Annotated in this window: 21 protein-coding genes and 2 tRNA genes; 10 read left to right on the top strand and 13 right to left on the bottom strand. The window is 69.2% G+C overall.

Annotated elements, in window-relative coordinates:
• Nucleotides 1-38 precede the first annotated feature (38 nt).
• The 3 genes from N1032_RS05055 to N1032_RS05045 form a co-directional block, all read right to left on the bottom strand.
• On the bottom strand, nt 39-632 hold the full coding sequence (locus N1032_RS05055) for an ATP-dependent Clp protease proteolytic subunit (protein ID WP_259537851.1): 594 nt from the start codon (nt 630-632) through the stop codon (nt 39-41).
• Nucleotides 633-775: 143 nt separating this feature from the next.
• Entirely contained in the window at nt 776-2,134 is a 1,359-nt protein-coding gene (gene tig, locus N1032_RS05050) for a trigger factor (protein WP_310795919.1), read from the bottom strand.
• A gap of 45 nt (nt 2,135-2,179) precedes the next feature.
• Nucleotides 2,180-2,254, bottom strand: a tRNA-Pro gene (locus N1032_RS05045).
• A gap of 107 nt (nt 2,255-2,361) precedes the next feature.
• Between N1032_RS05045 and N1032_RS05040 the strand changes: the two genes are divergently transcribed.
• A tRNA-Gly gene (locus N1032_RS05040) sits at nt 2,362-2,435 on the top strand.
• A 50-nt stretch (nt 2,436-2,485) separates the two neighbouring features.
• Here the strand turns inward: N1032_RS05040 and N1032_RS05035 are convergent.
• Nucleotides 2,486-2,938 carry a hypothetical protein gene (locus N1032_RS05035; RefSeq protein ID WP_259537850.1) on the bottom strand — a complete coding sequence of 151 codons (453 nt, stop codon included), beginning with the start codon at nt 2,936-2,938 and terminating at the stop codon, nt 2,486-2,488.
• Nucleotides 2,939-3,024: 86 nt separating this feature from the next.
• Nucleotides 3,025-4,044 (bottom strand): DUF4190 domain-containing protein, encoded by a 1,020-nt coding sequence (locus N1032_RS05030; RefSeq protein WP_259537849.1) that lies wholly within the window; start codon nt 4,042-4,044, stop codon nt 3,025-3,027.
• Nucleotides 4,045-4,114: 70 nt separating this feature from the next.
• Between N1032_RS05030 and N1032_RS05025 the strand changes: the two genes are divergently transcribed.
• From N1032_RS05025 to N1032_RS05010, 4 genes are all read left to right on the top strand, one after another.
• Complete coding sequence (locus N1032_RS05025; protein ID WP_259537847.1) at nt 4,115-4,444, top strand: hypothetical protein; 330 nt, start codon at nt 4,115-4,117, stop codon at nt 4,442-4,444.
• A gap of 5 nt (nt 4,445-4,449) precedes the next feature.
• Nucleotides 4,450-5,244, top strand: coding sequence for a nitroreductase family protein (locus tag N1032_RS05020; RefSeq protein ID WP_259537846.1), 795 nt, complete (start codon nt 4,450-4,452; stop codon nt 5,242-5,244).
• 40 nt (nt 5,245-5,284) lie between these two features.
• Nucleotides 5,285-5,749: a hypothetical protein gene (locus tag N1032_RS05015; protein ID WP_259537845.1), complete on the top strand. Its 465-nt coding sequence runs from the start codon at nt 5,285-5,287 to the stop codon at nt 5,747-5,749.
• An 82-nt stretch (nt 5,750-5,831) separates the two neighbouring features.
• Nucleotides 5,832-6,317, top strand: a complete 486-nt coding sequence (locus N1032_RS05010; RefSeq protein ID WP_259537844.1) for a Dps family protein — start codon at nt 5,832-5,834, stop codon at nt 6,315-6,317.
• Nucleotides 6,318-6,431: 114 nt separating this feature from the next.
• Here the strand turns inward: N1032_RS05010 and N1032_RS05005 are convergent, their stop codons facing one another.
• From N1032_RS05005 to N1032_RS04985, 5 genes are all read right to left on the bottom strand, one after another.
• A complete protein-coding gene (locus tag N1032_RS05005; RefSeq protein WP_259537843.1) occupies nt 6,432-8,015 on the bottom strand; it encodes an amidohydrolase family protein in 1,584 nt (527 codons plus the stop codon).
• Nucleotides 8,012-8,743 (bottom strand): FMN-binding negative transcriptional regulator, encoded by a 732-nt coding sequence (locus tag N1032_RS05000; RefSeq protein WP_259537842.1) that lies wholly within the window; start codon nt 8,741-8,743, stop codon nt 8,012-8,014. The genes N1032_RS05005 and N1032_RS05000 overlap by 4 nt, the downstream gene beginning before the upstream one ends.
• 1 nt (nt 8,744) lies before the next feature.
• Nucleotides 8,745-9,803: an Fpg/Nei family DNA glycosylase gene (locus N1032_RS04995; RefSeq protein ID WP_259537841.1), complete on the bottom strand. Its 1,059-nt coding sequence runs from the start codon at nt 9,801-9,803 to the stop codon at nt 8,745-8,747.
• 2 nt (nt 9,804-9,805) lie between these two features.
• Nucleotides 9,806-10,294, bottom strand: a complete 489-nt coding sequence (locus tag N1032_RS04990; protein WP_259537840.1) for a ribose-5-phosphate isomerase — start codon at nt 10,292-10,294, stop codon at nt 9,806-9,808.
• 85 nt (nt 10,295-10,379) lie between these two features.
• Entirely contained in the window at nt 10,380-10,988 is a 609-nt protein-coding gene (locus tag N1032_RS04985; RefSeq protein ID WP_259537839.1) for a mycothiol-dependent nitroreductase Rv2466c family protein, read from the bottom strand.
• A 104-nt stretch (nt 10,989-11,092) separates the two neighbouring features.
• Here N1032_RS04985 and pepN point away from each other — a divergent pair, with 104 nt between their 5' ends.
• The 4 genes from pepN to N1032_RS04965 are packed head-to-tail and all read left to right on the top strand — an operon-like array spanning nt 11,093 to nt 16,846.
• Nucleotides 11,093-13,639, top strand: coding sequence for an aminopeptidase N (pepN, locus tag N1032_RS04980; RefSeq protein ID WP_259537838.1), 2,547 nt, complete (start codon nt 11,093-11,095; stop codon nt 13,637-13,639).
• A 43-nt stretch (nt 13,640-13,682) separates the two neighbouring features.
• Nucleotides 13,683-14,738, top strand: coding sequence for a mechanosensitive ion channel family protein (locus tag N1032_RS04975; RefSeq protein WP_259537837.1), 1,056 nt, complete (start codon nt 13,683-13,685; stop codon nt 14,736-14,738).
• Nucleotides 14,738-15,139: a globin gene (locus N1032_RS04970; protein WP_259537836.1), complete on the top strand. Its 402-nt coding sequence runs from the start codon at nt 14,738-14,740 to the stop codon at nt 15,137-15,139. Before N1032_RS04975 ends, N1032_RS04970 begins: the two co-directional genes overlap by 1 nt.
• Nucleotides 15,140-15,184: 45 nt before the next feature.
• Nucleotides 15,185-16,846, top strand: coding sequence for an FAD-binding dehydrogenase (locus N1032_RS04965; protein ID WP_259537835.1), 1,662 nt, complete (start codon nt 15,185-15,187; stop codon nt 16,844-16,846).
• Between the two features lie 91 nt (nt 16,847-16,937).
• Here the strand turns inward: N1032_RS04965 and N1032_RS04960 are convergent, their stop codons facing one another.
• Nucleotides 16,938-17,606: a hypothetical protein gene (locus N1032_RS04960; protein ID WP_259537834.1), complete on the bottom strand. Its 669-nt coding sequence runs from the start codon at nt 17,604-17,606 to the stop codon at nt 16,938-16,940.
• 83 nt (nt 17,607-17,689) lie between these two features.
• Here N1032_RS04960 and N1032_RS04955 point away from each other — a divergent pair, with 83 nt between their 5' ends.
• On the top strand, nt 17,690-18,565 hold the full coding sequence (locus tag N1032_RS04955; RefSeq protein ID WP_259537833.1) for an acyl-CoA thioesterase: 876 nt from the start codon (nt 17,690-17,692) through the stop codon (nt 18,563-18,565).
• A 23-nt stretch (nt 18,566-18,588) separates the two neighbouring features.
• On the opposite strand, the gene N1032_RS04950 is transcribed toward N1032_RS04955, so the two are convergent.
• On the bottom strand, nt 18,589-19,071 hold the full coding sequence (locus tag N1032_RS04950) for an acyl-CoA thioesterase (RefSeq protein WP_259537832.1): 483 nt from the start codon (nt 19,069-19,071) through the stop codon (nt 18,589-18,591).
• 6 nt (nt 19,072-19,077) lie between these two features.
• Complete coding sequence (ettA, locus tag N1032_RS04945; protein WP_259537831.1) at nt 19,078-20,760, bottom strand: energy-dependent translational throttle protein EttA; 1,683 nt, start codon at nt 20,758-20,760, stop codon at nt 19,078-19,080.
• Nucleotide 20,761 lies beyond the last annotated feature (1 nt).

Genomic DNA, 20,761 nt, shown 5'->3' with positions numbered 1-20,761 from the left:
TAGTTGTATCCCTGTTTCTCTTCGGAATCCGGTGCTGATCAGACCTGGTCGGCCGCAGTGCCCGCGCCGCCGATGACGTCGCTCGCGAACTCGCGCACGTGGTCGACGAAGCCGTACTCCAGCGCTTCCTGCGCGCTGAACCAACGGTCGCGGTCGCCGTCTTCGTTGACCTGCTCGACGGTCTTCCCCGTCTGGGCGGCCGTGATCTCGGCGAGGGTGTGCTTCATGCTGAGGATCAGCTGCGCCTGCGTCTGGATGTCGGACGCGGTGCCGCCGAAGCCGCCGTGGGGCTGGTGAAGCAGCACTCGGGCGTTGGGCGTGATGTAGCGCTTGCCCTTGGTGCCCGAGGTGAGGAGGAACTGGCCCATCGACGCGGCCATTCCGATGCCCACGGTCACGATGTCGTTCGGAACGAACTTCATGGTGTCGTAGATCGCCATGCCGGCCGTGATCGAGCCGCCGGGCGAGTTGATGTAGAGGTAGATGTCGCGCTTGGGGTCTTCAGCCGCGAGGAGCAGGATCTTGGCGCAGATCTCGTTCGCGTTGTCGTCGCGAACCTCTGACCCGAGCCAGATGATGCGGTCCTTCAGCAGTCGGTCGAAGACGCTGGATGGGAGAGCCGTTTCGGCCATGTGTGTCGCTCCAATTCACTTGCAGTGGTTTGAATCTACTGGGTCGAACGTGCATCGGTGCCCGTGTTCGCCGTCGGCAGAGTGGGGAACGACGAAGGGCCCCGCATCCGTCACCGGATGGGGGCCCTTCTTCAGGGAGTCGCTCAGTGCGAGTGACCCGCGTGGTCGTGACCGGCGTGCTCGTCGGCCGCCTCGGCGTCGAGCAGGTTCTCGCCCTCGTCGTCGGCCGCGAGCACCGTGAACTCGCTGATGTCGACGGGCTTGCCGTTGGTGTCGACGACCTTCGCCTTCGACAGCACGATCGCGAGCGCCTTGTTGCGGGCGACCTCGGCCACCATGGCGGGGATCTGGTTCGACTCGGAGAGGATCTTCACGAACTCGTTCGGGTCCATGCCGTACTGGGCCGAGGACTGCACGAGGTACTGCGTGAGCTCGTCTTGCGAGACCTTGACCTCTTCTTTGTCGACGACCGCGTCGAGCAGGATCTGCGTCTTGAACGTGTTCTCGCTCGACTCGGTGACCTCGGCGCGGTGCTCGTCGTCTTCGAGGCGGTTCTCGCTCTCGAGGTGACGGTGCACCTCGTCTTCGATCAACGCCGGCGGAACCGGGATGTCGACCTTCTCGAGCAGGCTCTCGACGATCTTGGTGCGGGCTTCGGATGCCTGGCCGAAGGCCTTCTGCTTCTCGACCTGCTCCTTGAGCGAGTTCTTCAGCTCGTCGAGCGTGTCGAACTCGCTGGCGATCTGGGCGAAGTCGTCGTCGGCGTCGGGCAGCTCGCGCTCTTTCACGGAGTTGAGCGTGACGGTGACCAGTGCGTCGCGACCGGCGTAGTCGCCGCCGAGCAGCGGGGCCTCGAAGGTGGTGGTCTCACCGGCGGTGAGGGTGTCGAGGGCCTCGTCGATGCCCTCGAGCAGCTCGCCCGAGCCGATCTCGTAGGAGATGCCCGAAGCGGTGTCGACCTCGACGTCGTCGACGGTGGCGACGAGGTCGAGCTGGGCGAAGTCGCCGGTCTTGGCCGGGCGGTCGACCGTGACGAGCGTGCCGAAGCGGCTGCGCAGGTTCTCGAGCTCGGCGTCGACATCGGCGTCGTCGACCACGGCGGGCTCGACGGTGACCTCGAAGCCCTCGTAGTCGGGCAGGTCGATGTCGGGGCGCACGTCGACCTCGATGGCGAGCTCGAGGTCGCCCGAGAAGTCGTCGGCCTTCGGCCACTCGACGATGTCGGCCTGCGGGCGGCCGAGCGGGCGCAGCTCGTTCTCGGTCACCGCGGCACGGTAGAAGCTGTCGAGGCCGTCGTTGACGGCGTGCTCGAGCACGGCCTCTTTGCCGACGCGCTGGTTGATGATGGGCGGCGGCACCTTGCCCTTGCGGAAGCCGGGGATGTTGATCTGCTCGGCGATGTGGCCGTAGGCGTGCTCGATGCTGGGCTTCAGTTCTTCCGGGGTGACGAAGATCGCGATCTTCACACGCGTGGGGCTGAGCTTTTCGACCGTGGTCTTCACGTTGGGGTATCTCCTGATGGTTTTGATTGTGCGAATCAAGTCGTGTCGGGGCGACAGGATTCGAACCTGCGACCTCCCGCTCCCAAAGCGGGCGCTCTAGCCAAGCTGAGCTACGCCCCGGCGGCGAATTGGCCCCCGCAAGTCTAGTGCACGCTTCGGGGCCGTCACACAGCGCCCGTCAAGCTGTACTACGATGTTCGGGTGCCTGGGGTGATTCCACCCCGCGCGGGGATGTAGCTCAATGGTAGAGCCTCAGTCTTCCAAACTGATCACGCGGGTTCGATTCCCGTCATCCCCTCCATGGCGGCCGGGTCCTGCGGCCCCGTCGCACGCTCAGGGCCCGATTACCACTCAGGGCCCGACTTCGCTCGAACCCGTCTGGCACTGGCGGGCGTGATCCAGGCCCGCCGCCTCGGCATCCAGACCCTCCACCTGGCCGAACGCCGACACGTCGACCGCGGTGGCGTCGACCGCCTGGTAGGTGGCGGCATCCGCGGTCGAGGGGTCGTCGGTGGTGAACCACGCCGCCGTCGTGCGATCGGCGCCGAGGGCGGCGACCACGAACCAGCTCGTCTCCGATGCCGGCGTCGCCGAGACCGAATCGATCGTCACTCCCGCGTCGAGCCCCTGCTGCAGCGCCGTCAGGGCGCCCGGGGTGAGATCGCGGCAGACGATCTTCATGGCCTCGACCTCGGCGCCTGCTGACGACGGGCCGGACGATCCCGCCGCGTCGGCGGCGCATCCGGTGGCCCCTCCGGCCAGGGCGACGAGGGCGAGACTTGTCAGGATGACGCGCAGTTTCATGGAGGGAGTGTATCGGGGCGACGTGACGTGCCCGCGACGCGCGCCCGACCCGCCCGGCCGAGCGGTGTGCAGGTCACGGGTAGCGGTCAGTTGCTGAAGCTCGCCGTGGTGTATTCGAACCCGGGGGCGATGTCGTAGACGATGCCGGTCGCCCCGGCCAGGGAGTAGCCCTCGACGAAGGTGAGCGTCTGCCCGGGCGGGATGGTGTCGACGGGCGGCAGCCCTTCCATGCCGTTGTCGGAGTCGACGATCAGGCTGCCGTCGACGCCGCCCGACGTCACCGTCGAGATGGGGAACGGATCGAAATCGACGGCGGTGCCGTTGAAGATCGTGACGGTGAACGACAGGTTCACGGCCTGATCGGCTCCGGCCGCGACATCCGAGGGCGTGAACGGGGTGGGCTCGCTCACCGTGATCTGCATGCCGTCGTCGTAGGTGACGACCTGGCCGAAGCCGGCCGCGATGACGTCGCCGGAGGGGTCGTCGGGCGCGGGGGCCGTGGTCTCGTCGTCGGGCGCTTCGCTCGGCAGCGGTTCGGCGGGCACCGGCGTGATCAACGGGTTCTCGGCGGCGTCGTTCACCGCCGCGGCGAAGAAGATCACCGTGTAGACCACCGCGAGCACGATGCTGAGGATGAGGGCGACCCCCGACAGGATCGTGCCGGTGAGGGCGAGGCCCTTGCTGCGGCTCTTGCGCACGAGGGCGATGATGCCGAGCACGAGTCCGACGAGGGCGACGAACCACACGCCCCAGTTGAGGAAGGGGATGAAGGCTCCGATGAAGGCGACGCCGCCCACGATGACGGCGGCGATGGCCAGCCCGTTCCCGGCGGGCGGAGGCGTCGAGGGCGGGCCCGCGTACTGCGGCGGCTGCCCGTAGGCGCCGGGGGGCGGGCCGTATCCGGGTGGCGGCGGTGAGACATGGCTGCCGTAGGCGGGAGACTGCTGAGGCGCCGCGGGAGGAGCGACCGGCGGCACGGGAGGTGCGGGCGGCACGGGAGGCACCGGAGGAATCGGGGGCACCGGAGGTGTCGCGGATGCCGGCGGAACAGCGCCGTCGTCGTCGGATTTCGGTGTCTGGCCTTCGCCCGGAGGAAGATTCGTCACCTTCGTCAGTGTGGCACCGAACGGGTGCGGGGCACCAGGAAAATCGGCGCACCTCGCGTATTCTGGCGACATGAGCCCTCGCCCGCTGTTCATCGCGGCCGCAGCGAGCTACCTCGCCAACTGCGCACTCGGCGCCGCCGTCGCGGCCCGGGTGATCGACACCCGGCGCATCCGGTGGGTGCATCACGCCGTCTACATCACGACCTCGCTGCTCTCGGGGGCCGCCGTGAGCTCGCTGCTCTGGCACCGGGGCGACAACCGGGCGGCGTGGGTGCTCGTGCCGGCCGCCGCTCCCCTGGCGGCCATCCCCCGGGTGAGCGCCCGCACCCGCGGCCATGTGTTGATCGCGGCGACCGCGGCACCGTTCTACGCCGCGAGCCTCGTTCTCTCGCGGAGGTGATGGGCATGCAATTCCTCGACGTCGTGCGCCGGCGCAAGACCACGAACGGCCCCTTCCGGCCCGACCCCGTGTCGGCCGAGCACCAGCGGCTGCTGATGGAGGTCGCCGGGCGCGCGCCCTCGCAGCTGAACAGTCAGCCCTGGCGCTTCGTGCTCATTGACGACCGGCCGACGATCGAGACGATCGCCGGCATCAGCGGCGAGAGCATGACCGAGGCGATGTCGAACGGCACCTTCTTCGAGCGCTACAAGCCCTATTTCCGGTTCAGCGCCGCCGAGATGCAGGAGAAGAGGAGCGGGATGCTCTTCGACAAGCTGCCCGCGCCGCTGCGGCCGTTCACGAAACAGGTGTTCACCGCGCGCGGGCAGAAGATGATGAACGCCTTCCGGGTGCCCCAGACGCTCGGCGAGGAGAACCGCAGACTCGTGGCGGGGTCTCCGCTGCTGATCGGCGTGATGCTGGATCGCGCCGAATACCGGCCCGGTGAGCTGTCGTCGTTCTACTCCGTCTTCAGCATGGGCGCGGCCATGGAGAACGTCTGGCTCGCCACGGTGGAGCTCGGCATGGGCATCCAGTTCGTCTCGTTCCCGATGGAGGCGCCCGGTCGCTGGGCCGAGATCGAGACCCTGCTCGGGGTGCCCGACGACCTCGAGCTGATGGCCGTCTATCGGCTCGGCTACCTGCCCGCCGACCAGCAACGACCCGCCATCGACTGGTCGAGTCACGAGCGCCGCCTTCCGTCGCAATACGTTTTCCGCAACACCTGCGCCACGCCCGAGACCGGCTGGGACGACCGATAGTCTCGGGTCACCGACCGTCGACCCGTTTGAAAGGCGCGCCATGTCCGAATCAGAGTTGTCCGGCCCCGAGTTCACCGGAGAGACCGCGCTGCAGGCCGCTCCGTGGGAGACCAAGCTCTCGTTCTGGCTCTGGCTCGCCGAGGCCGTGCTGGGCATCGTCAACGGCATCCTGATCATCGCCGGCGCGGTTCTCGTGACCGCCGTCGTCGGCCTCGAGAACGACGGAGCCGTGGCCACGGTCGGTGTGCTCGTCGCTCTCGGCATCCTGATCGCGGCGCTCGCCGTGTTCCGCATCGTGTGCTCGGTGTTCATGCTGCGCGGCAAGGTCTGGGCACGCAACGCGCTGACCATCCTCGGCGTGCTCGGCCTCATCGGCGTGATCTGGGAGTTCCAGAGCAACCCGGGCGTCGCCATCGCCCACGCGCTCGTGCTGCTGGTGGCCCTGATCGCCATGTTCCTGCCGAACTCGAACGCCTACTTCCGCGCTCCGTACCCCGAGAAGTAGCTATTTAGCCGAGCCTCAGCTTGCTTGCGGAACATTCGTGGCTGAGTAGCGTTGAGTCACAGGGAATCGGAAGGACACCCCCATGACTGAAGTAATCACCACCCCCACCAGCACCACGAGCCCGGATGTCGCCGCCGCAGCGGCCCAGTTCCTCGGCCCGGTGGTCATCGAACTCCAGGCCCTCGCCGTGAACGGCAAGCAGGCGCACTGGCACGTGCGCGGGTCGAACTTCATCGGTGTGCACGAGCTGCTCGACCTGGTCGTCGACCACGCGCAGGACTACGCCGACACCGCCGCCGAGCGTGTCGTCGCCCTGGGCCTGCCGATCGACGCCCGCATCCAGACGGTGGCCGAGAAGACCACCGCCACGAAGATGCCGGCCGGCTTCCAGAAGTCGGATGCCACGATCGCCACCATCATCGAGCAGATCGACGTGGCGCTCGCCGTCGTCAACAAGGCCGTGAAAGAACTCGGCGAGATCGACGCGACCTCGCAGGACGTCGCCATCGAGATCGCTCGCGGCCTCGACAAAGACCGCTGGTTCCTCTTCGCCCACATCGCCGCGTAGTTCTCCTCCCTTCGCCCGCTCACGCGGTCGCGCAAACGGCTCTCCGACCTCGGTCGGGGAGCCGTTTCTGCGACCACGGCGGGGTTGCGCCGCGGCAGCGGTGCGGGGTTGCGGTCAGAGAGCGCGGTGGGTGGCGCGGCCGGCGAGCAGCGTGAGGGCTACGGGCATGTGGCGGAGCGACTCGGCCGAAGACGCGAGCGGGTCGGCATCCGTCACCGCCAGGTCGGCCACATCGCCCACACGCACCCGATCGCGACCCCGAGCCGACGCCGCGAGAGCATCAGCGGCCGTGATGCGCTGCTCCGGATGCCACGGCTCACGCCCGTCGCGGGCTCGCCCCACGGCGGCCGCCATCATCACCCACGGGTCGAGCGGCGCCACGGGGGCGTCGGAGCCGAGGGCGAGGGTCGCCCCGGCCGCGAGCAGGCTCGCGAGGGCGAACGACCGGCCGGTGCGGCCGGCCCAGTAGCGGTCGGCGACGTCGCGGTCGTCCATCGCGTGCTCGGGCTGCACGCTCGCGGTCACGCCGAGCTGCCCGAAGCGCGGCAGGTCGGTCTCGGCCAGCAGTTGGGCGTGCTCGAGCGATCCGCCGCCGCCGAGGGCCTCGAAGGCGTCGAGCGTGAGGCGGTTGGCGTGGTCGCCGATGGCGTGCACGGCCGGCACGAATCCCGCGGCCACCGCCCGTTCGAGCAGCGCCCGCAGCTCGTCGGGCGCGACGGTGAGCAGGCCGTGGGAGTCGGCGCGCCCCTCGAGGCCGGGGTATTCGTCGAAGCAGAAGGCGGTTCGGGTGTTGAGCGACCCGTCGGTGATGACCTTGAACGGCCCCACGTGGATGAGGTCGTCGTCCGTGCCGCCGGCGCGCACGAGCGGCGCACCGGTGCGCAGACCCTCGGCGACGGCCCGGTCGAGGTGTTGGGGGTAGACGCCGAACTCCACCCGGAGCAGGTCGTGGCCGGCGGCGGCTCGGCGCGACCAGACCTCCGGGTTCCAGGCCATCTCGAGGTCGACGATGCCCACCACCCCGCGGGCGGCGGCCGCGCGGGCGGCGTCGAGCGCCCATCCGTCGACCGTCTCGGCCGGCACATCGTCGAGGGCGCGATGCACGGCGAAGGCCTCTTCCTCACGCAGCACGCCCGTGGGATGCCCGGCGCGGCCGAACTGCGCGAGCGCGGCCGAGTTGAGCCACACGCAGTGCAGGTCGCCCGACACCAGCACGACCGGCCGCGGGCCGGCGACGGCGTCGAGCACGGCGGCGGTCGGCTCGTCGGCCCACAGTCCGTCGCGGAATCCGAACCCCACGATCATCGCGCCCGGCGAGGTGCCGACCCCGCCGGCGGCGCCGGACGCGCCGTCGGCCGCGGCGCGGCAGGCCTGGAGCACGAGTTGCGCCGTCTCGGCCGCGGAACCCGCCGCCGACACGTCGAGGCGGCGGGAGACGGCCGCCCACTGGCTGAAGTGCACGTGGTTGTCCCACAGGCCGGGAACGAGAAAGCGGCCGCCGAGATCGATGTGCTCGGCATCGCGGGGCGAAGGCGCAGCCGTTCGCTGCGCGGGCGCCGGCGCTGACGCCGCCGGGGCACCGCCGTCGCTGGCGCCGCGGGCGTCGATCGCCACGATCACGCCGTCGACGATCGAGACATCGACCAGCCCGTCCTCGCCGGGCAAGCGCCCGCCGAGCAGCCGCAGTGAACCCGTCACCCCGCGCTCCCGCGCTCCGAACCGGGCGCTCCGGCGGCTCCAGCCGCTCCGGCCGCTCCGGCCGCGACATCCGCGCCCGCCGCTCCGACCCCTCCGGCCCCGAACACGCCCGGGTTCGCCCGTCGCATCTCGCTCGCGAGCTCCCCGCTCGCGTAGGGGCCCGAGCCCTCGAGCTCGCCCACGATGCGCGCCACGGTCTCGTCGGGCCGGTTCTGGCTCATCTTCCGCTTGGCCGTGAACCGGGTCACGGGCAGCCGGAACCCGACGGTGCCGGCGCTGATGCGGTCGGCATAGGCCGAGTTCTCGAGGGTTCCGCGCATGCGCCGGGGATGCGGCATCCGGTCTTCGAAGTGATCGACCAGGCGTTCGAGCACCCGGAGGTTCTCGTCGGCCGGAAGGAGTTCGGGCACACCGTAGAGGTGTGCGGTCACGAAGTTCCAGGTGGGCACCGCGGGCTTCGCGTCGTACCAGCCGGGCGAGATGTAGCCGTGCGGGCCCTGGATGATGACCAGCACCTCGTGCTCGCCCCACTCGTGCAGCTCTTCGTCGGGCCGCCCGACGTGGCTCACGATGGCGAGCCCCTCGGCCGACTCGTCGAGCAGCACGGGGTAGTGCGAGGCGACGAGCCCGTCGGAGGTCGAGCTCACGATCGTGGCCCACGGGTTCTCCCGGATGAGCTGGGCGACGTCGTCGGGGTCGGTGAGGGCGAACGATCTGTTCTCGCGCACGTCAGGCCTGATCCACGGGGCACCAGTAGAGCTTGCGGCCGCCCATCTCCTCCATCACGATGTTCGTTCCGCAGATGCGGCACGGCAGGCCTTCGCGCTTGTAGACCCAGTGCCGGTCGGCGCGATTCGCCATCGCCTTGGCGTAGGCGGGGTCGTCGAGGCCGTCCATCGTCATCATCTGGCCGGTGCGCACGCCGAGGCCGAGCAGGTGGGTCCAGTCGCGCCAGATCGCGCGCACGGTGTCGGCGGGCACGAGCTTGCCGGGGGTGTGCGGGTTGAGTCGCGCGCGGAACAACAGCTCGGCCCGGTAGACGTTGCCGATGCCGCTCACCACCGATTGGTCCATCAGAAGCAGCCCGATGGGCGTGGGCTTCTTCGTGACGGCGGCGACGAAGTCGTCTTCGGCCTGCGGCGTGTCGTCGACGAGCGGGTCGGGCCCGAGCTTGCCGATCACCGCGGCCACCTGCTCGGGCGACAGCACCTCGCACGCGGTCGGACCGCGCAGGTCAGCGACGGCCGTTTCGGTCAGCAGCCGCACCCGCACCTGGCCCACGGGCTCGGGCGGAAAGGTCGCGTAGTCGTCGCCCACCTTCTCCTGCTCGGCCATCCGCAGCCGGGCGCGGCGGGGCGCCCCGATGCTCTGCACCGAGTCCTCCCCGTCGACGTCGTCGAGCGAGACTCCGGATGCCGCGGCGGTGGCGTTCTCGCCCGCGACCGCGATCTCGGCTTCCGACCCTTCGGCCTGGGCGCCGAGAACGGTGCCGCGCTGGTTCGTCTGCCCCATGCGGCCCGAGGCGGAGCGGATGGTGGCGTCGGTGGTGATGTCGCCAGCGAAGTCCCACGCGCCGTACATGCCGAGGTGCACCCGCAACCACAGTTCATGGTCGAACTCGAGGAACATCTGCTTGCCGACCGCCCGTGACGCGGTCATCGTGCGTCCGTCGATGAGCGAGGCGCCCTCGGCGAACCGGCCCTGCGGCGAGCTGGCCGCCACACGGTGACCGACGAAGTTGCGCGCGAACTGCCGCGCGATCCGGTGGACGGAATGACCCTCGGGCATGATCAGGCGTCGACGACCCGGTCGGTGATCGATCCGGTCGCCTCGTACTCGGCGATCTGCGCGATGCGGCGCACGTGGCGCTCCTCGAGCGAGAACGGCTCGTTCACGAAGAAGTCGATCAGCTGCGTGGCCTCCTCGACGGTGTGCTGGCGCGCGCCGATCGAGATGACGTTGGCGTCGTTGTGCTGGCGGGCGAGCTTGGCCGTGGCCTCGTTCCACACCAGTGCGGCGCGCACGCCGCGCACCTTGTTGGCCGAGATCTGCTCACCGTTGCCCGACCCGCCGAACACCACGCCGAGCGACTCGACGCCGGCCTCCTGGTCGCGCACCACGGCGTGTGCCGCGTTGATGCAGAACGAGGGGTAGTCGTCGATCGGGTCGTAGCTCTCCGGCCCGTGGTAGACGACCTCGTGGCCGGCGGCACTCAGGTGCTCGGTGATGTGACGACTGAAATCGAGCCCGGCATGATCGGTGCCGATGTGAATGCGCATGCCCCGAGTTTACGGTCTCCTCGAGTTGCGCCGAAGTGACCATCCCGCGTGCGGGATAGGTCACTTCGGCGCAACTCGGCGGAGGTTAGAACTGGGGGCCGCGGGTGCGGGAGCGCTTGAGCTCGAAGAAGCCGTCGTAGGAGGCCGCGGCCACCACGCCGTCCCAGAGGGTGAGGGCCACCTCACCCGTGGGCGCGGGGCTGATCACGGGGCCGAAGAACGCGACGCCGTTCACCGATATGACAGGGGTGCCGACATCCTGACCCACCCGATCGATGCCGTCGAAGTGCGAGGCGCGCATCTGCGGGTCGAACTCGTCGGAGTCGGCGTAGCCGGCGAACTCGGCGGGCAGCCCCACCTCGGCGAGCGCCTCGGCGATCACGGTGTCGGCGTCGGTGCTGCCGCCCGGGTGGATGCGCGTGCCGAGCGCGTCGTAGAGCGGCTTCACGATCTGCTGGCCGTGTAGCTCGGCCGCCGCGGCGACGAGGCGCGTGTAGCGCAGGGCACGCGGGAAGAAGGCGCGGTACTCCTCCGAGACGTCGGTGTTCTCGTTGAGCACGGCGAGGCTCATGATGTGCCAGGTGACGTCGAGGTCGCGGTGCTCCGCCACCTCGTCGACCCAGCGGGAGGTCATCCAGGCCCACGGGCACGACGGGTCGAACCAGAAATCGACCACGGTCTTCTCAGTTGTCATACTGCGATCGAACCACAGAACGCCCGAGGCCATTCCCGTCTGCCCTACTAGGCTGATTGCGCCAGTCGTGGCGAACCCGCGACGGATCAGAAGGAGAGCAGAAAGTGCCTGGAGAAAACCTCACCCGCCTGGAAGCCCAAGAACGTGCCGCGCTCGTTCAGACCGAGAGCTACGACGTCGTTCTCGACCTCACGACCGGTGCCGAGACGTTCCGCAGCACCACGACGGTCGTGTTCACGGCCTCCGAGGGCGCCTCGACGTTCATCGACGCCATCACCTCGACGGTGCACGCGGTGACGCTGAACGGCACCGAGCTCGACCCGGCCGAGGTGAGCGACGGCATCCGCATCCAGCTCGACGGTCTCGCCGCCGAGAACGTGCTCGTGGTGGACGCCGACATGTTCTACACGAACACCGGCGAGGGCCTGCACCGATTCGTCGACCCGGTCGACGACGAGGTCTACCTCTACAGCCAGTTCGAGGTGCCCGACTCCCGCCGCATGTTCGCGGTGTTCGAGCAGCCCGACCTCAAGGCCACCTTCACCTTCACGGTCACGGCACCCGACTACTGGGAGGTCGTGTCGAACTCCCCCACCCCCGAGCCCGTCAAGGGCGCCGACTCGACCGCCACCTGGAGCTTCGAGCCCACCCCGCGCATCTCGTCGTACATCACGGCGATCGTGGCGGGCCCCTACATCGTGGAGCGCTCGTCGCTCACGAGTGCCGACGGCCGCGAGATCGCCCTCGGCGTCTTCAGCCGGGCATCCCTGTCGCAGTACATGGATGCCGACTACATCTTCGACAAGACCCGCGAGGGCTTCGAGTTCTATGAGAAGCACTACGACTTCCCCTACCCGTTCGCCAAGTACGACCAGCTCTTCGTGCCCGAGTTCAACGCCGGGGCGATGGAGAACGCGGGCGCGGTGACCTTCACCGAGACCTACGTGTTCCGCTCCAAGGTCACCGAGGCGGTGCGCGAGCGGCGCGTGGTCACGATCCTGCACGAACTCGCGCACATGTGGTTCGGCGACCTCGTCACCATGCGCTGGTGGAACGACCTCTGGCTCAACGAGTCGTTCGCCGAATACATGTCGACGCTCGCCACCGCCGAGGCCACCGAGTGGAAAGAGGCGTGGACGACGTTCGCCGCCATGGAGAAGAGCTGGGCCTACCGCCAGGACCAGCTGCCGTCGACGCATCCGATCGTCGCGCAGATCAACGACCTCGAAGACGTGCAGGTGAACTTCGACGGCATCACCTATGCCAAGGGCGCGTCGGTGCTGAAGCAGCTCGTGGCCTGGGTCGGCCAGAAGGAGTTCATGGCCGGCGTCGCCGCCTACGTGAACAAGCACCAGTTCGGCAACACCGAGCTGAACGACCTGCTCACCGAGCTCGAGAAGACGAGCGGCCGCGACCTCGCCGAGTGGTCGGAGCTGTGGCTCGAGACGGCCGGCGTCAACACGCTCCGCCCGGCGATCGAATACGACGCGAACGACGTGATCACCTCGTTCGCCGTGGTGCAGGAGGCGCCGCTCGACTACCCGACGATCCGCCCGCACCGGCTCGCGATCGGCTTCTACGTGATCGAGGGCGACAAGCTCGTGCGCGACTACCGGGTGGAGCTCGACGTCGACGGCGAGCGCACCGAGGTGCCGCAGCTGGTGGGCCGGGAGCGGCCGACGCTCGTGCTGCTCAACGACGACGACCTCGCCTACGCCAAGATCCGCCTCGACGGCTACTCGCTCGACATGGCGCTCGACCGCCTGGCCGCCATCGAGAGCCCGCTCGCGCGCTCCCTCGTCTGGGGCTCGGCCTGGGACGCCACGCGCGACGCCGAGTGGAGCGGCCGCGACTTCGCGCGCCTCGTGCTCAGCAACATCGCCACCGAGACCGAGTCGACCACGCTGCGCACGGTGCTGGGGCAGCTCGTGCTCACGGCCACGCAGTACGTGGCTCCGGATGCGCGCGACGAGACCGTGCAGGCCGCCGCGAACACGCTCTGGCGGCTCGCTCTCGACGCCGCACCGGGCTCCGACGCCCAGTTCCAGTTCGTGAAGTTCTTCGCTGCCCTCGCCAGCACCGAGGAGCAGCTCGAGAACGTGCAGCACCTCTTCGACGGCACCGTGATGCTCGAGGGTCTCGACATCGACACCGACCTCACCTGGGAGTTGCTGATCGCGCTCGTGGCGGGCGGCAAGGCCGGCCCCGACGAGATCGCGGCGACCCTCGAGGCCGACAACACCGCATCCGGGGCGCAGTCGGCGGCGCACGCCACCGCCGCCATCCCCACGGTGGAGGGCAAGGCGGCGGCCTTCGCCTCGCTGGTCGACACGGATGCCGCGCCGAATGCCATCGTGCGCGCGACGGGTCTGGGGTTCCAGCGTGCCATCGACCCGAGCCTGTTCGAGGCGCTCGTGCCTCGCTACTTCGACTCGCTCGTGACGCTCTGGCAGACCCGCAGCTACGCCATCGCCGCCTCGGTCATCAACGGGCTCTACCCGGCCGGGCTCGCGAACCAGGCCCTGCGCGACGCCACCCAGGCCTGGCTCGACGCCAACACCGACCAGCCGCCGGCGCTGCGGCGCCTGATCATCGAGAACCTCGCGGGGGTCGACCGCGCGCTGGCTGCTCAGCGTCGCGACCAGGGGTAGCGCTAAGGGTCTGCCAAGGGTCGCCCCGTAGGCTTGAGGACATATGGATTGGAATCTGTTCTGGGCGAATCTGAATTCGTTCTTTCATGACTACCGGGTGCCCCTCGGCATCCTCATCATCGTCATCGCCGCGATCGTCATCCGCGGCATCCTGCTCTTCACGGTCAGGCGGCTGGTCGACCAGGTCGTCTCGGGCGTCAAGAAGAAGCAGAACGTCGCCGACACCCAGGCGCTGACGGCCTCACCGCTCGCCGCGGTGCGCATCGTGCAGCGCACGCGCACCCTCGGCACGGTGCTGACGAACATCATCAACGTCACGGTGGTGATCGTGTCGATCATCCTGGTGGTCAACACGATCGACCCCAGCGTGCTCGGCTCGCTCGCACTGCTCACCGCGGCGCTCGGCGCCGGCCTCGGTTTCGGCGCTCAGAACATCGTGAAAGACGTGCTCAACGGCCTCTTCATGGTGTTCGAAGACCAGCTCGGCGTGGGCGACGTGGTCGACCTCGGCCCCGCCACCGGTGTCGTGGAGGCCGTCGGCATCCGGGTGACCCAGGTGCGCGACGTGAACGGCACCCTGTGGTTCGTGCGCAACGGTGAGATCCTGCGGGTGGGCAACATGTCGCAGGGCTGGGCGCGGGTCATCATCGACCTCGCCATTCCCTACGACGCCGACATCGAGACCGTGCAAGACCGCATGCTCTCCGTCGCGGTCGAGATGGCGAACGAGGCCAAGTGGCGCTCGCGCATCATCGAGAAACCCGAGATCTGGGGGCTCGAGTCGATCTCGGCCGAGGCCCTCGTCATCCGTCTCGTGGTGAAGACCCGCACCTCGGCGAAAGACGACGTGGGCCGCGAGCTGCGCATCCGGTTGAAGCGCGCCCTCGACGAGCTCGACGTGAAGCTGCCGTCGCTCAACACCGTGGTGCTCTCGGGCTTCGAGGGCGCTGCGAGCGTGCAGGGCGCCCGGCCACCGCGCACGAAACCGATCTCGACCGAGGCCACGAACGAGGCCCTCGCCAAGGCACCCAAGTCGCCGCGCGCACCCCGCGCGCCCAAGGCGACCCGCGCACCCCAGCCCCCGAAGGACGAAAGCTGATGGAGATCACCCCGAAGGTGCCCGAGAACCCGTTCTTCGAGCAGGTCGGCGGTCACGAGACGTTCGTGAAGCTCGTGCGCGAGTTCTACCGTGGGGTGGAGACCGACGAGGTGCTGAAGCCGATGTACCCGGCCGACGACATGGAGGGCGCCATCGGGCGGCTCACCCTGTTTCTCGAGCAGTACTGGGGCGGCCCGGGCACCTACAGCGAGCAACGGGGTCACCCGCGGCTGCGGATGCGCCACATGCCGTTCAAGGTCAACCCGGAAGCGCGCGACCACTGGCTCGCGCACATGCGGGTCGCGGTCGATTCCCTCGGGCTCGCTCCGCTCGATCGCGAACTGCTCTGGGACTACCTCGAGCGCGCCGCCCACGCCATGGTGAATACTTTCGAGGAGTAAGGCGCCGCGAGGCGTGCACCCCATCCCGCGACAAAGGAGTTCCGGATGACCTCTGCTGACGAATCGACCGACGTGATCGTCGTGGGTGCGGGGCTCGCGGGCCTCGTGGCCGCGTGCGAGGTGCTCGACTCCGGGCAGCGGGTCACCGTCGTCGAGCAGGAGCCGGCGGCATCCCTGGGCGGGCAGGCCTGGTGGTCGTTCGGCGGCATCTTCCTCGTCGACAGCCCTGAGCAACGGCGCATGCGGGTGAAGGACTCCCTCGACCTCGCCCGCCAGGACTGGTTCGGCAGCGCCGGGTTCGACCGCGACGAGGACTACTGGCCGAAACAGTGGGCCGAGGCCTACCTGCAGTTCGCCGCCGGCGAGAAGCGCGCCTGGCTGCACGAGCGCGGGGTGCGGTTCTTTCCCGTGGTGGGCTGGGCCGAGCGCGGCGGGTACACGGCGAACGGGCACGGCAACTCGGTTCCCCGCTTCCACATCACCTGGGGCACCGGACCGGGCGTGCTGGCGCCCTTCGTCGCGCGCTTCGAGGCCGCCGCGGCGGCGGGCCGGGCGCGCGTGCTGCACCGGCACCGCGTCGACGAACTCGTCACCGAGGGTTCCCGCGTGACCGGCGTGCGAGGCGGCGTGCTGGAGCCGAGCCCGGTCGCCCGCGGCGAGTCGAGCTCGCGCGAGGTGGTCGGCGAATTCGCCCTCTCGGCCGGCGCCGTCATCGTGACCAGTGGCGGCATCGGCGGCAACCACGACCTCGTGCGCGAGATGTGGCCCGCGCGGCACGGCACCGCGCCGGCGACGCTGCTCTCGGGGGTTCCCGCGCACGTCGACGGGCGCATGCTCGGCATCACCGAACGCGCGGGGGCGCGATTGGTGAACACCGACCGCATGTGGCACTACACCGAGGGCATCACGAACTTCGACCCGGTGTGGCCGCAGCACGGCATCCGCATCCTTCCGGGCCCGTCGTCGCTCTGGCTCGACGCGACCGGCGCGCGCCTTCCGGTGCCGTTGTTCCCGGGGTTCGACACGCTGGGAACGCTCGAGCACATCCTGCGCACGGGCTACGACTACAGCTGGTTCGTGCTGACTCAGGCGATCATCGAGAAGGAGTTCGCGCTGTCGGGCAGTGAGCAGAACCCCGACCTGACCGGTAAAGACCTGCGGTTGCTGGCGCAGCGCATCCGCCCGGGCGCCCCCGGGCCGGTGGAGGCCTTCAAGGAGCGCGGGGTCGACTTCGTGGTGGCCGACACGCTGCCGGAGCTGCTGCACGGGATGTCGCGGCTCGAGCCCGACGGGCCGCTCGACCCGGCGCTCGTGACCCGGGAGGTGTTCGCGCGCGACCGCGAGATCGCGAACACCTTCACGAAGGATGCGCAGATCACGGCGGTGCGCGGCGCCCGGCGCTACCTGGGCGACCGCCTCATCCGGGCCGCGAAGCCGCACCGCCTGCTCGACCCGAAGGCCGGACCGCTCATCGCGGTCAAGCTGCACATCCTGACCCGCAAGAGCCTCGGCGGCATCGAGACCGATCTCGACGGGCGGGCGCTCTCGCCCGACGGCCAGCCGATCGAGGGCCTGTTCGCGGCCGGCGAGGCCAGCGGCTTCGGCGGGGGCGGCATGCACGGTTACCGCGCGCTCGAGGGCACGTTCCTCGGCGGCTGCCTGTTCTCGGGTCGGCAGGCCGGGCGGGCGGCCGCTCGGTCGGTGTAGCGGAGCCCCGGCGGGCGAGCCGGCTCGCCAACGCGCGGGCGGGCCCTGACCGTCGTCAGCGTCGTCAGCGTCGTCAGCGTCGTGCGGGTCGTCAGCGCCGCACGAGCACATGGCCGCGCTTCATGGTGAGTCGCAGCCACTGGCCGGTGCGATAGACCAACACGTCGTCGTCGGCCTTGACGAAGCCGAGACTCACCGCGCAGAACGCGGCACCGGCGGGGATGCCGGGCCGCAGGTCGGGCAGCGCCGGCAGGTCGCGCCCCCATACCTCGGACCGCACGCGGTGCACGAGTTGTTCGCCGGTGTCGGCGGGAACGGCGGCGGCGACCTCGGCGATGCCCGCGCGGGCGGCGGTCTCGAGCACCTCGGCGCCCAGCGTGCCCTCGGGCTCCCATCCGCCACGCGGCGGGCTGATGCCGGCCCAGGCGATGCCCGACTCCGAGGGCGGCAAGGGCACCTCGATCGGGCCCGACTCGGAGTTGCTCAGCACACTCAGCTGGGCGACCCGGTCGAGCAGCGCCCGGATCGAGACGACGGCGTCGAACGGATCGGCGCTCGCGAGGGCGAAGGTGCGCAGCCCGAGCACCGTCGGGGTGGAATCGAGCAGACCTTTGGGCGTGAGGGCGGCCGTGTAGGCGGCGAGCACACCGAGGCCGCCGATCAGCCGAACCGACCCGTTGTCGACCCGTGCGGCGCGGCCGAGGTAGACCTTGAGGTCGCCGAGCGAAGCGGCATCGATAAGGGTGAAGGACTGGACCATCTCTGCTGTCTAAACTACTTCACAGAGCAACAGAACGACTTTCGTCACGACGACTGTGTCGCGAACCACTTCTCGGAGGAACCATGTCCGACCCCCTCTCCGGCTTCCTCACCACGCTCGACCTGGTCGACACCGGCGCCCGCACCGAGGAAGACATCTTCACCGGGCCCTCGCAGTGGATGCCGAACGGCCGCGTCTTCGGCGGTCAGGTTCTCGCGCAAGCGCTCATCGCCGCGGTGCGCACCGTCGACACCGAGCGGGTGGTGCACTCGCTGCACGGCTACTTCCTGCGGCCGGGCGACGCCGGGCAGCCGATCACGTTCGCGGTGGAGCGCATCCACGACGGCCGCTCGTTCTCGACCCGCCGCACCCAGGCCTACCAGAACGGCGTGCCGATCCTCTCGGTGATCCTCTCGTTCCAGCTGCCCGACGAGGGCATCGAGCACCAGGTCGAGATGCCCTCCGATCTTCCGGAGCCCGAAGACCTGCCGAGCGCCGTGGAACTGCTCTCGGCGATCGACCACCCGATCGCCCGCACCTGGGCCCGTGAGCGAGCCTTCGACATGCGGCACATCCCGTCGCCGATCTACATCACGGTGGAGGGCGAGCGCGTCGCCCATCAGGCGGTGTGGATCACGTCGCTCGGCCGTCTGCCCGACGACCCGAACCTGCACCGCGCCGCACTCGCCTACGCGAGCGACTACACGATCCTCGAACCGGTGATGCGACGGCACGGCATCGCGTGGGCGCGACCCGACCTCAAGATGGCGAGCCTCGATCACGCCATGTGGTGGCACCGGTTCGCGCGCGCCGACGAGTGGCTGCTCTATACGCAGACCTCGCCGAGCGCCGGGGGCGGCCGGGGACTCGCGCTCGGCAGCATCTACGACCGGTCGGGCAACCTCGTCGCCTCGGTCGCCCAGGAGGGCATGGTTCGCGTCAGCGACCCCGACGCCTGAGCGCGGGAAGCCGGCGCCGCGCGTCAGGCCCGGCGGCGGAAGACGAGGGGGTCGTCGAGGTAGGGCTCCCAGGCTTCGCGCTCGTGCGGCAGGATGCGCCGTGGCCGCTCGGTCTCGGCGTCGACGAGCACCAGGGTGGTCGACGCCTTCACGAAGGTGACCTGCGGCGGAGCCGCGAGCGGGCTCTTGATCTCGTAGTAGACGTCGAGGCTCGCGCCGCCGAGGTGGCCGATCCAGAGTTCGACGTCGATCGGCTGCCGGATGTAGGGCATCGACCGCACGTATTCGATCTCTTGCCGCGAGATGACGCTCTTTGTGCGGGTCGACGGGCTCGCGTCGATGACCGCCGTCGTCCACTCCGCCTGCCCCGGATCGGCGAGGTCGCCGTCGACCCAGAACGCGAACACGCGCGCCTCTTCGAGGATCTTCAGCATCGACGCGTTGTTGACGTGGCCGTAGGCGTCGAGGTCGCTCCAGCGCAGCTGGATCGGAACGTGCAGGCGCATCCGGGTCTAGTCCCGCGTGAGCTTCCGGTAGGCGGAGCGGTGGGGCTTCGCCGCGTCGGGGCCGAGGCGCTCGATCTTGTTCTCTTCGTAGGACTCGAAGTTGCCCTCGAACCAATACCAGTTCGCCGGGTCGGCCTCGGTGCCCTCGTAGGCCAGGATGTGCGTGGCGATGCGGTCGAGGAACCACCGGTCGTGCGTGATGACCACCGCACAGCCCGGGAACTCGAGCAGCGCGTTCTCGAGGCTGCCGAGCGTCTCGACGTCGAGGTCGTTGGTGGGCTCGTCGAGCAGCAGCAGGTTGCCACCCTGCTTCAGCGTCAGGGCCAGGTTCAGGCGGTTGCGCTCACCGCCCGACAGCACGCCGGCCGGCTTCTGCTGGTCGGGCCCCTTGAACCCGAACGTCGAGACGTAGGCGCGTGACGGGATCTCGGTCTTGCCGACCTGGATGTAGTCCTGCCCGTCGGAGACGACCTCCCAGAGGGTCTTCTTCGGGTCGATGCCGCCGCGCGACTGGTCGACGTAGGAGATGTCGACGGTGTCGCCGATCTTGAGGTCGCCGCTGTCGAGGGGCTCGAGGCCCACGATCGTCTTGAACAATGTCGTCTTGCCGACGCCGTTGGGGCCGATCACGCCGACGATGCCGTTGCGCGGCAGGGTGAAGCTCAGGTCGTCGATCAGCACCCGCTCGCCGAAGCCCTTGTGCAGCTTCTTCGCGTCGATGACCTGCGAACCGAGACGGGGGCCCACTGGGATGACGATCTCTTCGAAGTCGAGCTTGCGTGTGCGCTCGGCCTCGTTGGCCATCTCTTCGTAGCGGGCCAGACGAGCCTTCGACTTGGCCTGACGGCCCTTCGCGTTGCTGCGCACCCAGTCGAGCTCTTCGGAGAGCCGCTTGGCGAGCTTCGCGTCTTTCTTGCCCTGCACCTCGAGGCGCTCGCGCTTCTTCTCGAGGTAGGTGGAGTAGTTGCCCTCGTAGGGGTAGAGGCGACCGCGGTCGACCTCGGCGATCCATTCGGCGACGTGGTCGAGGAAGTACCGGTCGTGGGTCACGGCGAGCACGGCGCCGGGGTATTTCGAGAGGTGCTGCTCGAGCCAGGCGACGCTCTCGGCGTCGAGGTGGTTGGTGGGCTCGTCGAGCAGGAGCAGATCGGGCTTCTGCAGCAGCAGCTTGCACAGCGCGACCCGGCGCTTCTCACCACCGGAGAGATTGGCGACCGTCGCGTCGCCGGGCGGAGTGCGCAGGGCATCCATCGCCTGCTCGAGCTGGGAGTCGAGATCCCACGCGTCGGCAGCGTCGATCTCTTCTTGGAGGGTGCCCATCTCGGCCAGCAGCGTGTCGAAGTCGGCGTCGGGCTCGGCCATCTCGGCGCTGATCTCGTTGAAGCGGTCGAGCTTGCCCTTGATCGGGCCGACGCCCTCCTGCACGTTCTCGAGAACGGTCTTGTCTTCGTCGAGCTCGGGCTCCTGCATCAGGATGCCGACGGTGAACCCCGGGGTGAGCTTGGCCTCGCCGTTGCTCGGGGTGTCGAGGCCCGCCATGATCTTGAGGATGGTCGACTTACCGGCACCGTTCGGACCGACGACCCCGATCTTCGCCCCCGGGAGGAACGCCATGGTGACGTCGTCGAGGATCAGTTTGTCGCCCACCGCTTTGCGGGCGCGCACCATCGAGTAAATGTATTCGGCCATG

This window comes from Herbiconiux daphne (genome assembly GCF_024979295.1).
Taxonomy (GTDB): Bacteria; Actinomycetota; Actinomycetes; order Actinomycetales; family Microbacteriaceae; genus Herbiconiux; species Herbiconiux daphnes.
Note: the sequence above shows the minus strand (reverse complement) of the source record. Positions and strands in the feature narration are given on the sequence as shown.